General features: G+C 68.2%; 12 protein-coding genes, 1 rRNA gene and 1 riboswitch. Of the genes, 1 reads left to right on the top strand and 12 read right to left on the bottom strand.

The genetic code is table 11. From position 1 onward, the window contains the following. Nucleotides 1-107: 107 nt before the first annotated feature. A complete protein-coding gene (gene gcvP / locus ACFZBP_RS17935) occupies nucleotides 108-2,993 on the bottom strand; it encodes an aminomethyl-transferring glycine dehydrogenase (RefSeq protein WP_383453464.1) in 2,886 nt (961 codons plus the stop codon). A 176-nt stretch (nucleotides 2,994-3,169) separates the two neighbouring features. Beyond that, nucleotides 3,170-3,266, bottom strand: a riboswitch (glycine riboswitch). 124 nt (nucleotides 3,267-3,390) lie between these two features. Here gcvP and ACFZBP_RS17930 point away from each other — a divergent pair. Continuing rightward, nucleotides 3,391-3,792 (top strand): PRC-barrel domain-containing protein, encoded by a 402-nt coding sequence (locus ACFZBP_RS17930; RefSeq protein ID WP_383453460.1) that lies wholly within the window; start codon nucleotides 3,391-3,393, stop codon nucleotides 3,790-3,792. Nucleotides 3,793-3,828: 36 nt separating this feature from the next. Here the strand turns inward: ACFZBP_RS17930 and ACFZBP_RS17925 are convergent, their stop codons facing one another. The 11 genes from ACFZBP_RS17925 to rrf form a co-directional block, all read right to left on the bottom strand. Beyond that, entirely contained in the window at nucleotides 3,829-5,238 is a 1,410-nt protein-coding gene (locus tag ACFZBP_RS17925; RefSeq protein WP_391414158.1) for a DNA polymerase IV, read from the bottom strand. 100 nt (nucleotides 5,239-5,338) lie between these two features. After that, nucleotides 5,339-5,998 carry a MerR family transcriptional regulator gene (locus ACFZBP_RS17920; RefSeq protein ID WP_383453455.1) on the bottom strand — a complete coding sequence of 220 codons (660 nt, stop codon included), beginning with the start codon at nucleotides 5,996-5,998 and terminating at the stop codon, nucleotides 5,339-5,341. A 283-nt stretch (nucleotides 5,999-6,281) separates the two neighbouring features. Beyond that, nucleotides 6,282-6,755, bottom strand: a complete 474-nt coding sequence (locus tag ACFZBP_RS17915) for a bifunctional nuclease family protein (protein ID WP_004002801.1) — start codon at nucleotides 6,753-6,755, stop codon at nucleotides 6,282-6,284. Between the two features lie 85 nt (nucleotides 6,756-6,840). Beyond that, entirely contained in the window at nucleotides 6,841-7,578 is a 738-nt protein-coding gene (locus tag ACFZBP_RS17910; RefSeq protein WP_383453453.1) for a MerR family transcriptional regulator, read from the bottom strand. A 41-nt stretch (nucleotides 7,579-7,619) separates the two neighbouring features. Continuing rightward, nucleotides 7,620-8,525 carry an FHA domain-containing protein gene (locus ACFZBP_RS17905; RefSeq protein WP_383453451.1) on the bottom strand — a complete coding sequence of 302 codons (906 nt, stop codon included), beginning with the start codon at nucleotides 8,523-8,525 and terminating at the stop codon, nucleotides 7,620-7,622. A gap of 61 nt (nucleotides 8,526-8,586) precedes the next feature. Then, complete coding sequence (locus ACFZBP_RS17900; RefSeq protein WP_383453449.1) at nucleotides 8,587-9,426, bottom strand: DUF881 domain-containing protein; 840 nt, start codon at nucleotides 9,424-9,426, stop codon at nucleotides 8,587-8,589. A 5-nt stretch (nucleotides 9,427-9,431) separates the two neighbouring features. Continuing rightward, nucleotides 9,432-9,764 (bottom strand): small basic family protein, encoded by a 333-nt coding sequence (locus tag ACFZBP_RS17895; RefSeq protein ID WP_003988855.1) that lies wholly within the window; start codon nucleotides 9,762-9,764, stop codon nucleotides 9,432-9,434. Beyond that, nucleotides 9,761-10,672, bottom strand: a complete 912-nt coding sequence (locus tag ACFZBP_RS17890; protein ID WP_391414154.1) for a DUF881 domain-containing protein — start codon at nucleotides 10,670-10,672, stop codon at nucleotides 9,761-9,763. Before ACFZBP_RS17890 ends, ACFZBP_RS17895 begins: the two co-directional genes overlap by 4 nt. 98 nt (nucleotides 10,673-10,770) lie before the next feature. Continuing rightward, nucleotides 10,771-13,266 (bottom strand): sugar phosphate nucleotidyltransferase, encoded by a 2,496-nt coding sequence (locus ACFZBP_RS17885; RefSeq protein WP_383453445.1) that lies wholly within the window; start codon nucleotides 13,264-13,266, stop codon nucleotides 10,771-10,773. A 115-nt stretch (nucleotides 13,267-13,381) separates the two neighbouring features. Next, entirely contained in the window at nucleotides 13,382-13,990 is a 609-nt protein-coding gene (locus tag ACFZBP_RS17880; RefSeq protein ID WP_391414152.1) for a CDP-alcohol phosphatidyltransferase family protein, read from the bottom strand. 109 nt (nucleotides 13,991-14,099) lie between these two features. Beyond that, nucleotides 14,100-14,194 (bottom strand): 5S ribosomal RNA (rrf, locus tag ACFZBP_RS17875); the annotation flags it as partial.

Here is a 14,194-nt window from a genome sequence, read left to right as displayed (position 1 = left end):
CAACCACGACCGGGACGGAGCCCCTCACACCTACCCCCACAGCGCACCTGCCCCGCAGGCGCACCTACCCTGAGGCGCTACAAGCCCGCAAGCACACCCCGCAGACGTCAGCCCTCATACGCATCCATCGGCGGACACGAACATACGAGATTCCGATCCCCGAACGCCTGATCAATCCGCCGCACAGGCGGCCAGTACTTGTCAGCGACCGACCCCCCGGCCGGGAACACAGCCTCCTCACGGCTGTAGGCGTGCCCCCACTCCCCACTCAGCGCCCCAGCAGTATGCGGAGCATTCCGCAACGGATTGTCCTCGGCAGACCACTCCCCCGCCCCGACCTTCTCGATCTCCGCCCGAATAGCGATCATCGCCTCGCAGAACCGGTCGAGTTCCCCCAGATCCTCGGACTCGGTCGGCTCGATCATCAGCGTCCCCGCCACCGGGAACGACATCGTCGGCGCATGGAAGCCGTAGTCGATGAGCCGCTTGGCCACGTCGTCGACGCTCACCCCGGTCGCCTTCGTCAGCGGCCGCAGATCGATGATGCACTCGTGCGCGACGAGCCCACCCGGCCCGGTGTACAGCACCGGGTAGTGCGGCTCCAGCCGCTTGGCGATGTAGTTGGCGGACAGCACCGCCACCTGCGTGGCCCGCTTCAGCCCCTCGCCACCCATCAGCCGTACATACGCCCACGAGATCGGCAGGATCCCCGCGGATCCCCAGGGCGCGGCGGAGATCGGCCCGACCCCCGTCTCCGGCCCGGCAGCGGGCTGCATCGGGTGGTTCGGCAGATACGGCGCAAGATGCGCCCGCACACCGACCGGCCCGACACCCGGACCGCCACCACCGTGCGGAATGCAGAAGGTCTTGTGCAGATTCAGGTGCGAGACGTCACCGCCGAAGTGGCCCGGCTTGGCGAGCCCCACCAGGGCATTGAGGTTCGCACCATCCACATAAACCTGCCCACCGGCCTCGTGCACCTGCGCACAGATGTCGGCGACATGCTCCTCGAACACACCGTGCGTCGACGGGTACGTGATCATCAGCACCGACAGCTCGTCCCGGTGCTTCTCGATCTTCGCCCGCAGGTCCTCGACGTCGATCTCGCCGTCCTCGGCGGTCTTCACGACGACGACCTTCATCCCGGCCATGACGGCACTGGCCGCGTTGGTCCCGTGGGCGGACGACGGAATCAGACACACGGTCCGCTGCTCGTCACCGTTGGCCCGGTGGTATGCGCGTACGGCGAGCAGCCCGGCCAGCTCCCCCTGCGACCCGGCGTTGGGCTGCAACGAGACCTTGTCGTAGCCGGTGACCTCGGCGAGACGTTCCTCCAGCTCACGGATGAGCGTCAGATAGCCCTGCGCCTGCTCGGCGGGCGCGAAGGGGTGCAGCTGCCCGAACTCCGGCCAGGTGACCGGCTCCATCTCGGTGGTCGCGTTGAGCTTCATCGTGCAGGACCCCAGCGGGATCATGCCGCGGTCCAGCGCGTAGTCGCGGTCGGCGAGCCTGCGCAGGTAGCGCAGCATCGCGGTCTCGGAACGGTGCTCGTGGAACACGGGGTGCGTGAGGTACTCGTCGCTCCGCAGCAGCCCGCCCGCCAGCGCGTCCTCGGTCACCGCGTCCAGCGCCTCGACGTCCCCCTCGACCCCGAACGCCGTCCACACGGCACCCAGCTGGGCCCGGTTCGTGGTCTCGTCGCAGGCGGCGGAGACGTGGTCGGCGTCGACGAGGTGCAGGTTGACCCCGTTCTGCCGGGCGGCGGCGACCACCTCGGCGGCCTTCCCCGGCACCCGTGCGGTCAGCGTGTCGAAGTAGGAGCCGTGCACGACCTCGACACCACCGGCAGCGAGCCCGGCGGCCAGGACGGAGGCGTACCGGTGCGTGCGCCGGGCGATGCCGCGCAGCCCGTCGGGCCCGTGGTACACCGCGTACATCCCGGCCATCACGGCGAGCAGCACCTGAGCGGTACAGATGTTACTGGTGGCCTTCTCCCGCCGGATGTGCTGCTCACGCGTCTGCAGCGCCAGCCGGTACGCCTTGTTCCCGTCCGCGTCCACGGACACGCCGACGAGCCGCCCGGGCAGGCTGCGCGCGAACTTCTCGTGTACGGCCATGTAGCCGGCGTGCGGCCCGCCGAAGCCCATCGGCACACCGAACCGCTGCGTCGTCCCGACCGCGATGTCCGCCCCGAGCTCACCGGGTGACTTCAGCAGCGTGAGCGCGAGCAGATCGGCGGCGACGGTGACAAGGGCGCCGAGCTCGTGGGCCTGCTCGATGACGGGCTTGAGGTCGCGGACGACACCGGAGGCACCCGGGTACTGAAGGAGCACGCCGTTGATCTCACGGGAGGCGACGTCGGCCGGAATCCCCTCGCTGAGGTCGGCGACGACGACCTCGACCCCCGTCGGCTCGGCCCGGGTCTCGATCACGGCGACGGTCTGCGGAAGCACATCCGCGTCGACCAGGAAGAGCCCCTTCTTGTTCTTGCCCATGCGCCGTGACAGGGACATGGCCTCGGCCGCGGCGGTCCCCTCGTCGAGCAGCGAGGCACCGGAGGTCGGCAGCCCGGTGAGGTCGGCGACCATGGTCTGGAAGTTGAGCAGCGCCTCGAGCCGCCCCTGCGAGATCTCGGGCTGATACGGCGTGTAGGCCGTGTACCAGGCCGGGTTCTCCATGACATTCCGCAGGATGACCGGCGGCGTGAAGGTCCCGTAGTACCCGAGGCCGATCATGGAGTCGAGTACCTGGTTGCGATCGGCGAGCGACCGCAGCTCGGCGAGCACCTCGGGCTCGGTACGCGCCCCCGGCAGGTCGAGGGAGTCGGCGTTCTTGATCACATCCGGCACGGCGGCTGCGGTGAGCTCGTCGAGCGAGCCGTACCCGACGTGGGCGAGCATCTTGGCCCGCGCCTCATGATCAGGACCGATGTGACGCTGCTCGAAAGGGATCCCCTGTTCGAGCTCGGAGAGCGGAATGCGATGGGCGGTCATTGCGGAGGCCTCCTGGTCTGACACGACCTTCGAGGGGCACCACGGCGCGGGTACCCCGACGGCCTCCCCCTCTGTCATCTCAACCTGAGAGCTTCACCGGGTCACCACAGAGCGCCCGGCTTTCACCGTCGGTGAGAGCGGAAGCCGTCGACACCCGCCCTGCTTTCCAGAGTGACCTCGTCCGTGCGGTACGTGTGCCTGAGAGATTCCGGGGAGGATTTGCTCCTTCGGCGCCTCCGGATGGTGTCCGGAGGACTCTCCCGCACGGGGTCAGCAGCCGCTAGCCAGCCTACCAGCGGGGTCGACGCACGGACCTTCGAGTGGCCGCGCTCACCAATCTGCCTTTTCGTAGTGCTTACGACTGCTTCCGTATGAGTTGCGAACAAGTGGAGGGCCCGTGCAGACCGACATCGATCCGCGCAATCTGATCGGCCGCAAGGCCTTCGACCGCAACGGCACCAAGATCGGCACCATCGACGAGGTCTACCTCGATGACGCGACCGGAGTGCCGGAATGGGCGGCGATACGCACCGGCCTGTTCTCCCGCGACGCCTTCGTCCCCCTGGAGCCCAGCGAACTGGTGGAGGGCAGCCTCCACATCCCCTTCGACCGCGCCCTGATCAAGGACGCCCCCGACTTCGGCGTGGGCCGCCACCTCTCCCCCGAGCAGGAACTCCAGCTCTACCACCACTACGGCCTCGACGTAGCCCCGCCGCCCCCGCCCCCGGACCGGGACTTCGGCAACATCGCGGGCCTGGAATCCCCGGAGGACAACGGCCCCAGGCAGACCCACCCCTGACCCGCACTCCCACCCGGTCAGAAGCAGCTACACCCATCAACCGGGCGCCACAGGCACGTCCCCCACTCCCCCCTCCCCTTTCTCCAGCAGCCCAGGCCCCGCCGGTCTGTCCCGCACCAACGGCAACGGCTCCGCCCCCTCCAACTCCGGATCATCGACCCGAAACGTCCGCACCCGCCCCGGCTCGGACGACTCAGGCGTCTCGAACCGCACGGTCACCCGCCCGACCCCGCTCCCCTGCACCCACCCGTGCCCATACTCGACGTGCCGCACATCGTGCCCCGCGACCCACCGACGCTCCACCGGCCCGGCCACCCGCTGCTCCCCGGCCGGCTCCTCCTCACCGTCCTCCACGAACTGCTCCGCACCGTCCCCCGCCACCTGTGCGAACAGGTCCTCCTGCGTGTAGTCGGCCAGCCCGCTGACTCCCACCCCCAGCAACCGCACCCCACCTGTCGTGTCCACGGAGTCCAGCAGCCGAGCCGCGGCCTCCCGCACCACCGCCGGGTCGTCCGTGGGCCCACGCAGCGTCTCCGAACGGGTCAGCGTGGAGAAGTCGTATCTGCGCACCTTCAGGACGATGGTCCGCCCCGACAAACCGGCCCCCCGCAACCGCCGCACACACCGGTCGGCCAGTCGCTGCACCTCAAGCCCCACCCGCACCCGGTCATGGATGTCCACGTCGTAGGTGTCCTCGACCGACACCGACTTGGCCTCCCGCTCGGCCACCACCGGCCGATCGTCATGGGCCAGCGCCATGGCGTATAGGGCATGCCCATGAGCCTTGCCGAGCAGCCGTACGAGCTCGTCCTCCCCCGCCTCGGCGATCTCGTCCACGGTGTGGATCCCGGCCCGCCGCAGATGGTCCCCGGTCGCCGGCCCCACCCCCGGCAGGGTCCGCACCGACATCGGCCCGAGCAACGCCCGCTCCGTCCCCGGCTCGATCACCACCAGCCCGTCGGGCTTGGCCTGCTCCGACGCGATCTTCGCGAGCATCTTGGACGCCGCCAGCCCCACCGACCCCGCGAGCCCCGTGACCGCCCGTATGTCGGCCCGCAGCCTCGCCCCCACCAACCGCGCCGAAGCCTCGTCCCAGGCCGAACCCCCGGCCTCCAGATCCACGAAGGCCTCATCCAGGCTCAACGGCTCCACCAGCGGCGACAACTCGCGCAGCAACGCCATGACCTGCTCGCTGATGTCCCGGTAGATCCCGAAGCGCGGCACGAGATACGCGGCATTCGGCGCCAGCCGACGCGCCTGGGCCATGGGCATCGCCGAGTGCACCCCGAACACCCGAGCCTCATAGGACGCGGTGGCGACGACCCCCCGCGGCCCGAGCCCGCCCACGACCACGGCCTTCCCGCGCAGGCTCGGCTTGGACGCCTGCTCCACCGAGGCGTAGAAGGCATCCATGTCGAGATGCAGGATCGTAGGCGCGTTCCTCACATCTCCGATGCTGCCTCACGCCACTGACAATGCGCTGCTACGACCGCCTGCTCCACGGCCCTCCGGCCAAGGCCTACGGCTGCCGACGCCGAAACCGAGCTCAGACGGCCCGGTTGCGCCGCCGCGCGAGCTCGTCCGCCGGATTGTGCCCGACCAGCGTCTCCCCGGTGTCGATCCGCTCCCCGTGCAGCTGCGACAAGGCGGTCTCGACGTCCCGCCACACCACACCCACAGCGATCCCGAAGATCCCCTGCCCACCCTGAAGCAGCGCGTGCACCTCGTCCGGCGACGTGCACTCGTACACCGTCGCGCCGTCACTCATCAGCGTCATGCGCTCCAGATCGCGAAAGCCCCGCTCCCGCAGATGCTGAACGGCGGTGCGGATGTTCTGCAGCGACACACCGGTGTCGAGGAACCGCTTGACGATCTTCAGAACGACGACGTCCCGGAAGCTGTACAGCCGCTGGGTCCCCGACCCGTAGGCGGGCCGCACACTGGGCTCGACGAGGCCTGTACGCGCCCAGTAGTCCAGTTGCCGATAGGTGATGCCGGCGGCCGCACACGCCGTCGGACCCCGATAGCCGATCTGCTCGGTCTCCATGGACGCCGCCCCTCCGCCGCTGCTCGGCACGGCCGTCGGTCGCTGCGGAGCGTGATCGGCCGCGCTGCCCTGGAGCGGGCTGCCGTGAAGCGGGTACGGGCCGCTCGCCCCGAGACGTCCGGGGGCACCCCCAGCCGTACCGTCGCCGCTGCTTCTCACGCCGACCTCCGTCCTTGACCTGCCTTCTCGACGGTAGGCAGTCACCAGGGGTGCGTCAACGATCGCCACACTCGGCACGCCGAGTGATAATCACCCTAGGAGTGGTTTCCCGTACCCCACCGCGGGGAAAGGCTAGCCGAATGCGCTCGGAGCGGGCCGCAGGACGCTCTCCCTGGCCGCTGGCAAATGCCGGCATTTGAGTTGTAACCGACTGTGGGCCGCGCCACCACGGACCGCAAGTCCGCAGCCCCGCCGCCCATCTCTCCTCACCGTCTTCGGGGTCTCACTGGCTGCTGGTGCCGAAGTCCTCGGGCGAGATCTGGTCGAGGAACTCGCGGAACTTCTCCACCTCGTCCTCCTGCTCGTCCGGAATCGCGATGCCCGCGTCGTCGAGGACCCCGTCACTGCCGTAGATCGGCGTTCCGGTGCGCAGGGCCAGCGCTATGGCATCGGACGGGCGGGCGCTCACCTCGACGCCACTGGCGAACACCAGCTCGGCGTAGAAGACACCCTCACGCAGGTCCGTGATGCGCACTTCGGTGAGCTCCTGGCCGACGGCCTCCAGCACGTCCTTGAACAGGTCGTGGGTCAGCGGTCGCGCGGGGGCCATGCCCTGCTGGGCGAAGGCGATGGCCGTCGCCTCCCCCGGCCCGATCCAGATGGGGAGGTAGCGGTCGCCTCCCACTTCACGCAGGAGCACGATCGGTTGGTTGGAGGGCATTTCGACCCGGACACCTACGACATCGAGCTCGTTCACACAGCAACCCTAGGCCGTGCTCGGGACGTTTGGGTAGTCGGGCAGAGAACGGGTGGCCGATCCGGCCTTCCTGTGCATGCCCCGCTCAGGGCAGCCGCACCCCGAGAGCGGTCTGCACGAGCGCGGCGTGCAGCTTCACCGTGAGGCCCGCCAGCTCCTTGGCGCGCGCCTCGGCGTGAGCCCTGGTCTGCGGGTTGCGGTGCCGTCGCAGCGGCGCCACGACCTGGTCCACCAGCCCGGCCTCACGGTCGGCGGCGCCCTTCATCACCCGCAGATGCCGCGGCTCGATCCCGAACCGCCCGAGCTCCGCGACGAGCCCCGCCACCGTGACCGCCTCCGCGTCGTACGCCCCGTCCGGCAGCGGCGTGATCAGGCCGTACGACTCCCACTCCGCGAGCTCCTGCTCACCGATCTCGGCCGCGGCGAGCAGCGCGGCCCGCCCGATCCGGGCCGCCGTGGGCGCCTCGACGGCCTCCAGGACCGTTTCTCCATCCCGTTGGCGGCACACGGTCGGCAGCGCCGCGGCCTCACCACGCTCCATGGCGTCCAGGTGCTCGCGGATCACTTTGAGCGGCAGATAGTGGTCCCGCTGCATCCGCAGCACATGGCCGAGCCGCTCGACGTCCCGCGCGCTGAACTTGCGATACCCAGAGGGGGTCCGCTGCGGCTCGACGAGACCCTCCGACTCCAGGAAACGGATCTTGGAGATGGTGATGTCAGGGAACTCCTCGCGCAGCACGTTCAGCACCGCGCCGATGCTCAGCAGCCGACCGTCCGTGGCGGCGATGCCGTGCCCGGCACCGCCGCTCGGTGTTTTCAGCATGGACCTTCCCTGGTTCTCCCCGGACGGGCTCCGGGGGAGGGTCAGTAGCCCCGCTGGCTCGCGTAGAAGACCAGCCGGTACTTGCCGATCTGCACCTCGTCGCCGTTGTTCAGAGCGACCTGGTCGATCCGCTCACGGTTGACGTACGTGCCGTTCAGACTGCCGACGTCGGCCACCGTGAACGAGCCGTCCTGCGCCCGGCGGAACTCCACGTGCCGGCGCGAGACCGTGACGTCGTCCAGGAAGATGTCACTCTGCGGGTGACGCCCGGCCGTGGTCAGGTCGCCGTCCAGCAGGAACCGGCTGCCCGAGTTCGGCCCACGGCGCACCACCAGGAGCGCGGAGCCCAGCGGCAGCGCGTCCACGGCGGCCTGCGCCTCGGGGGACAGCGCCGGGATCGCAGTCTGACCGGTGGTCTCGGCGTCGTAGGCCTCCAGACCGGAGATGGAGATCGTGGAGGTCGTCTCGGACGGACGCTCGGGCGCCGCACCGGCCCGCAGCGGCGCGCCACAGTTGGAACAGAAGCGGCTGTTCTCCGCGTTGCGGTTACCGCACCTCGTACACACCAGGGCCGACATCGGGGAAAACCCTCCACCCGTACTTGAGGTTGACGGTTGCCCGAAACCTATGCCGCCGGACTGGCCAGGGTCAACCGACGGCGCGCCCTGACCTCCGGAAATGTCACCGCCCGGCCCAGCCACCTGGTCCCGGAACAGGGGGCGCTGGCCCTCTTCGTCCCCCTGTGCGCGGTGACGAGCGGTCGCGTTGTCGCTACCCTCTCGCGCGCTCTTGCCGAACAACTTCGCAAACAACTTCACGGGCGATTCCCCTTGACCGAAACAGACCCGCCCGTGGGGCAGGACGAACCCTGACTGCACTCTCTGACCGACCCGGACATCCTCACAACGTCCGTCTCCACCAGACAGTTTCCACCACGCACCACCCATTCGGTGCGCCGACCCCCCGCAACCTCATGCCCTCGCCGGACGTCCCCCATGCACCCCCGGTTCACTGCGAGGACGACCGAGCGTAGTCAGGCCGCTTCGCCGCTCGCAAGGCGTCCACGACGATCTTGTCCGACCGCTCGATGGTCACGGTGGCCTGCTCCTTCTCGAAGGTCTGCACCACGCCTCCAGGGATGTTGAGCGCCGGTTCGAGGTCCTGCGGCTTGCCGATGACCTTGAAACGAACGGGAGCGTTGATCTTGTTCCCGTCGACGCTCACGCTGTTGCCCGAATCGGTCAGATAGGTGTCGGCGACGACGCGCACGCCGTTCACCTGGATCGCTTCCGCGCCGGCGGCGCGCAGCTCCTGGATCGCGTCGAGCAGCATGTCCGCCTCGACCGTCCCCTTCGTGTCCTCGATGGTCATCGTGATGCCGGGTCCCTGCGCGGCCACCGTGCCCGCCAGAATGCCGAGTTGCTTCTCCTTCTCGACCGTCTGCCTGCGGGCCTCCTCGGCCTGGTTCGAACTGTTCTCCAGCTCGTCCCGCTGCTTCTCGAGACCTTGCTTCTCGTCCTCAAGACGCTGAGTACGGTCATCCAGTTCATCGAGGATGCGAACGAGATCTTCCTGACGTGCGCCGCGCAGGGCACTGTCACCGTCGCTGTTCGACGCGACCTGGACGGCCAGGCCGAACCCGAGGCCGAACAACAGCAGGGCGACGATGAGTTGGGCCCTGGTGACCCGGGGCGGCCACAGCCCCTGCGCCAGCCGCTGCCGACCGGTCAGCTGGGGGGACTGCTCCTCGTGCGCGCTGTCCGCGGCCTCGGTCGCCTCCGCGGCCGGAACCTCCTCGGGCAGCTCCTTGCGCAACCTGTTCTCCGCGCTCTCCTCGTGGTTGCTCATCGGCCTCACGCCCGGAACACGTGCCGGCGAATCGCCGCGGCGTTCGAGAAGATACGGATGCCGAGCACGACGACGACACCGGTGGACAGCTGGGCTCCCACGCCCAACTTGTCACCCAGGAACACGATCAGCGCGGCCACGACCACGTTGGACAGGAACGACACGACGAAGACCTTGTCGTCGAAGATGCCGTCGAGCATGGCCCGCAGGCCGCCGAACACGGCGTCCAGAGCCGCCACGACGGCAATCGGCAGATAAGGCTCGACGACCGCCGGAACCTCAGGCCGGACCAACAGGCCGGCCACGACTCCCACGACGAGGCCCAGTACGGCGATCACGATGTGCCCTTCTCCGTTTTCTCGGTGTACGGCTGTGCGGTACGTACGATCACACTCGGTGCGGCGGGCAAACGGAGGTCGTCCTCCACGGAGATGCTGGTGCGGATGCCGTACTCCTCGCGCAGTGCGTCCAGGTACAGCCCGTTGGCGCTCGCCTGGAACCTGTCGCGGAGCCGCTCCCCGTCCCCCACCGCAAGCACCGTGTACGGCGGGACCAGCGGCTTGTTGTCGACCAGTATCGCGTCGCCCGCCGCCCTGATCGCGGAGAGCGCGGTCAGGCGCTGCCCGTTGATGGCGACGGCCTCGGCACCGGACTCCCACAGCCCGTTGACCACGCGCTGCATGTCCCGGTCCTTCACACGGCCGGTGTCGGAGAATCCCGACGTCCCGCGCGGATCGCCGTCGCCGCCGGTACCGGCCTCCTTGGCGTCGTTCACGACCAGCTTCACCCCGGGCCCGTGCACCTCGACGGAGCCCGCCAGGATGCCCACGAGATCCGCCTGATCGCTGTCGCCGGACGCCTTCAGCGCCTCACGCTGGCGCGCGCTCACATCGTCGCGCAGCTTGTCGACGCTCTCCTCCAAGCCGTCCGCCGCCGCGGTCTCACGGTCGATACGGTCGACCAGCTCTTCGCGCTCCTTGGCCACGACAGGCGCAGCGACCCGCGCCTGCGCGGCGCCCACGGTCACCACGAGCGCCGCGAGCACCAGCCCGGCCGCGAGCCCCAGCTTCGCCCTGAGCGTCTTCGGCAGCCCACCCTCGCCGGCCGCCTTCTTACGGGCGGCTGCCTCGGCATATCCGTCGTCGAGGCTGTGATCCATGACGTTGGTGAGCAGCGACATGGACGCGTCCGGACGCGTGGGACGCGTAGATGTGCTCCGAACGGGGGGCTGCGGCATGCCGCACATCGTCGCACGTCGCCACCGATACCTCCGAATGGCCCCACCTGGCGTGCCGGACGGGCTTCCTTGCGGAGACCCGCCCGGCACGCGCGCGTGGTCGCGCCTCAGCGGCCGGCGCTGTCCACGACCGCCGCCCATTCATCGAGCAGGGCCTGCGCGGACGCGTCGTCCGGCCCCTCCGCCCACAGATGCGTGACCGCTTCTGCCGGGTCGGGCAGGACCATCACCCAGCGCCCGTCGGTCTCCACGACCCGCACACCATCGGTCGTGTCGACAAAGCGATCTCCGGCCGCCTCCACGACCCGCCGCATCACAAGCCCCTTGACGGCCCACGGAGTCGCAAGATCCCGCTTGATGACATGCGCCCGCGGAATCCGCGCGTCGATCTGGCTGAGCGTGAGCTGCGTACGCGCCACCAGACCGATCAGCCGTACGAAGGCCGCCGTACCGTCGAAGACGCTGCTGAACTCCGGGACGATGAACCCGCCCTTGCCGTCACCACCGAAGATCGTCGTGTCGTCGCGCCCCACGCGGGTCAGGTCGTCCGGCGAGGTCGTCGTCCACTCCACCTGAGTCCCGTGGTACGCCGCCACCTGCTCGGCGATCCTCGTGGTGGTCACCGGCAGCGCCACCCGCCCACTGCGCCGCTCCGCGGCCACGAGGTCCAGCATGACGAGCAGGGCACGATCGTCCTCGACGATCCGCCCCTTCTCGTCGACCAGCGACAGCCGCTCGCCGACGGGGTCGAACCGCACGCCGAACGCCGCCCGCGCCGAAGCCACGATCTCTCCCAGCCGCACTAGCCCCGACCGCCGCGCATCCGCCGACTCTGTGGGCCTGGACTCGTCGAGCCCGGGGTTGATGGTCAGCGAGTCCACTCCGAGCTTCCCGAGCAGACTGGGCAGCACAAGCCCCGCGCTGCCGTTGGAGGCATCGACAACGACCTTCAGCCCCGACTCGGAAATGCCCGTCGTATCGACGTTCCGCAGCAACGACCCGGTGTAGGAGTCGAAGACGCTGGCCGGGAAATGCAGATCCCCGATCTCACCCGGGAACGCGCGCCGGTACTCCTGCCGCGCGAACACCCGGTCCAGCTTCCGCTGACTGGCCTGCGACAGGTCGGCTCCCCGCCCGTCGAAGAACATGATGTCCACGGAGTCCGGCACTCCGGGCGTCGTCCGGATCATGATCCCGCCGGCACTACCCCGCGCGGTCTGCTGCCGCGCCACAGGCAGCGGGACGTTCTCCAGGTCGCGTACATCGATGGCGCTGGCCTGCAACGCGGAGATGACCGCCCGCTTCAGCGCCCGCGCGCCCCGGGAGTGGTCGCGGGCCGTCGTGACGGTGGACCCCTTCTTCAGGGTCGTCGCATACGCGCCGGCAAGGCGCACAGCCAGCTCGGGCGTGATCTCCACGTTCAGGATCCCGGAGACACCACGGGCACCGAAGAGATGCGCCTGGCCCCTCGACTCCCAGATCACCGAGGTGTTGACGAAGGCGCCTGCCTCAATGGTCTTGAACGGATAGACGCGTACGTTGCCCTGCACGATCGATTCTTCACCGATCAGGCACTCGTCCCCGATGACCGCGCCGTCCTCGATCCGGGCGGCGCGCATGATGTCGGTGTTCTTTCCGACGACACAACCCCGCAGATTGCTGTGCTGCCCGATGTACACGTTGTCGTGGACGACGGCCTTGTGCAGAAAGGCCCCGCTCTTCACGACCACGTTCGAGCCGACAACGGTGTGCTCCCGGATTTCCGCACCGGCCTCGACCTTGGCGTAGTCCCCGATGTAGAGAGGCCCACGCAGGACGGCATCCGGATGCACCTCGGCGCCTTCCGCCACCCACACACCCGGCGAGATCTCGAAGCCGTCGATCTCGACGTCGACCTTGCCCTCCAGGACGTCGGCCTGCGCCTTCACGTAGCTCTCGTGAGTGCCGACGTCCTCCCAATAGCCCTCCGCAACGTATCCGTAGACCGGCTTGCCTTCCTTCATCAACTGCGGGAAGACATCGCCGGACCAGTCCACGGGAACGTCGGCCTCGACGTAGTCGAAGACCTCGGGCTCCATGACATAGATACCGGTGTTCACGGTGTCCGAGAAGACCTGCCCCCAGGTCGGCTTCTCAAGGAAGCGCTCGACCTGACCTTCCTCGTCCACGATCGTGATACCGAATTCCAGCGGATTGGGCACACGCGTCAGACAGACCGTGACCAGCGCACCCTTTTCCTTGTGGAAATTGATCAGCTCGGTGAGGTCGAAGTCGGTCAGGGCATCACCGGAGATGACAAGGAAAGCATCGTCCTTCAACGCCTCTTCGGCGTTCTTGACGCTTCCGGCGGTACCGAGTGGCTTCTCCTCGTTGGCATAGGTGAGCTCCATTCCGAGCTCTTCACCGTCACCGAAGTAGTTCTTGACCAGAGAGGCCAGAAACTGAACTGTCACGACGGTCTCATTCAGACCATGCCTTTTGAGCAGCCTCAGAACGTGCTCCATGATCGGCCGGTTGGCCACCGGCAGGAGCGGCTTGGGCATGCTTGAGGTCATGGGGCGAAGGCGCGTGCCTTCGCCCCCGGCCATCACGACGGCCTTCATGTCGGAAGCGTCCTCCTCGAAGAGACGACGGTCTAGCCGACTTCACCCGTCCAGATTGTCCCGCACTTTTCCACTGCGGGCCATCGAGCCACTGCGGCCGCTTCAATCCACGGGTTCAATCGGCCATGGCGTCCGCACGGACAAGGCGGCGGACTTGTACCACGTAGAGGACTCCTGCCCACCAGTACAGCGTCGTACCCCATCCGGCGAACGCCCATCCGAAAATAGCAGCCAGTGACGGGACCCATCCAGTTCCGTCACTGAGCAGCAACAACGGGAAGGCATACATCAGGTTGAAGGTGGCGGCCTTCCCGAGGAAGTTCACTTGCGGCGGCGGATAGCCATGCCGTCTGAGGATGCCCACCATGACCAGCAGGACCAGCTCGCGCGCCAAAAGTACAGCGGTCAACCAGAGGGGCAGAATCTCGCGCCAGGTGAGACCGACCAACGTCGAGAGAATGTAGAGCCTGTCGGCCGCGGGGTCGAGAAGCCGGCCGAGGCTGCTGATCTGGTTCCAGCGCCGCGCGAGCTTGCCGTCCAGGTAGTCACTGACGCCACTCAGAGCCAGCACCAGAAGTGCCCAGCCGTCACTCTTCGGCCCGCCGAACTCAGGCCTGAGAATCAGCCACAGGAAGAGCGGCACGCCAAGCAGCCGCGCCATGCTGAGGATGTTGGGGATGGTGAGGACCCGGTCCGTCTGAACGCGAGTCTCCTGGACCTCCACCCGCGGGCCTCCTGTGGGAAACGTACTTACGATGCCCCCTGACCCTACCTCAACGCAAAAAAGCTCTGGCTCTCGGGCGATATGCCCGAGAGCCAGAGCTCTAAAAGGAGTTCGGCGGCGTCCTACTCTCCCACAGGGTCCCCCCTGCAGTACCATCGGCGCTGTAAGGCTTAGCTTCCGGGTTCGGAATGTAACCGGGCGTTT

Source organism: Streptomyces sp. NPDC008086, from assembly GCF_042957325.1.
GTDB lineage: Bacteria > Actinomycetota > Actinomycetes > Streptomycetales > Streptomycetaceae > Streptomyces.
The sequence above is the reverse complement of the archived record's forward strand: the minus strand, read 5'-3'. Positions and strand labels throughout refer to the sequence as shown.

What these genes read in the sequence shown, in the direction of transcription:
- gcvP (WP_383453464.1), bottom strand. Translation starts at nt 2,993, where the DNA reads ATGACCGCCCATCGCATTCCGCTCTCCGAGCTCGAACAGGGGATCCCT.
- ACFZBP_RS17905 (WP_383453451.1), bottom strand. Translation starts at nt 8,525, where the DNA reads ATGGGTGGTGCGTGGTGGAAACTGTCTGGTGGAGACGGACGTTGTGAG.
- ACFZBP_RS17885 (WP_383453445.1), bottom strand. Translation starts at nt 13,266, where the DNA reads ATGAAGGCCGTCGTGATGGCCGGGGGCGAAGGCACGCGCCTTCGCCCC.
- ACFZBP_RS17910 (WP_383453453.1), bottom strand. Translation starts at nt 7,578, where the DNA reads ATGCTGAAAACACCGAGCGGCGGTGCCGGGCACGGCATCGCCGCCACG.
- ACFZBP_RS17900 (WP_383453449.1), bottom strand. Translation starts at nt 9,426, where the DNA reads ATGAGCAACCACGAGGAGAGCGCGGAGAACAGGTTGCGCAAGGAGCTG.
- ACFZBP_RS17890 (WP_391414154.1), bottom strand. Translation starts at nt 10,672, where the DNA reads ATGTGCGGCATGCCGCAGCCCCCCGTTCGGAGCACATCTACGCGTCCC.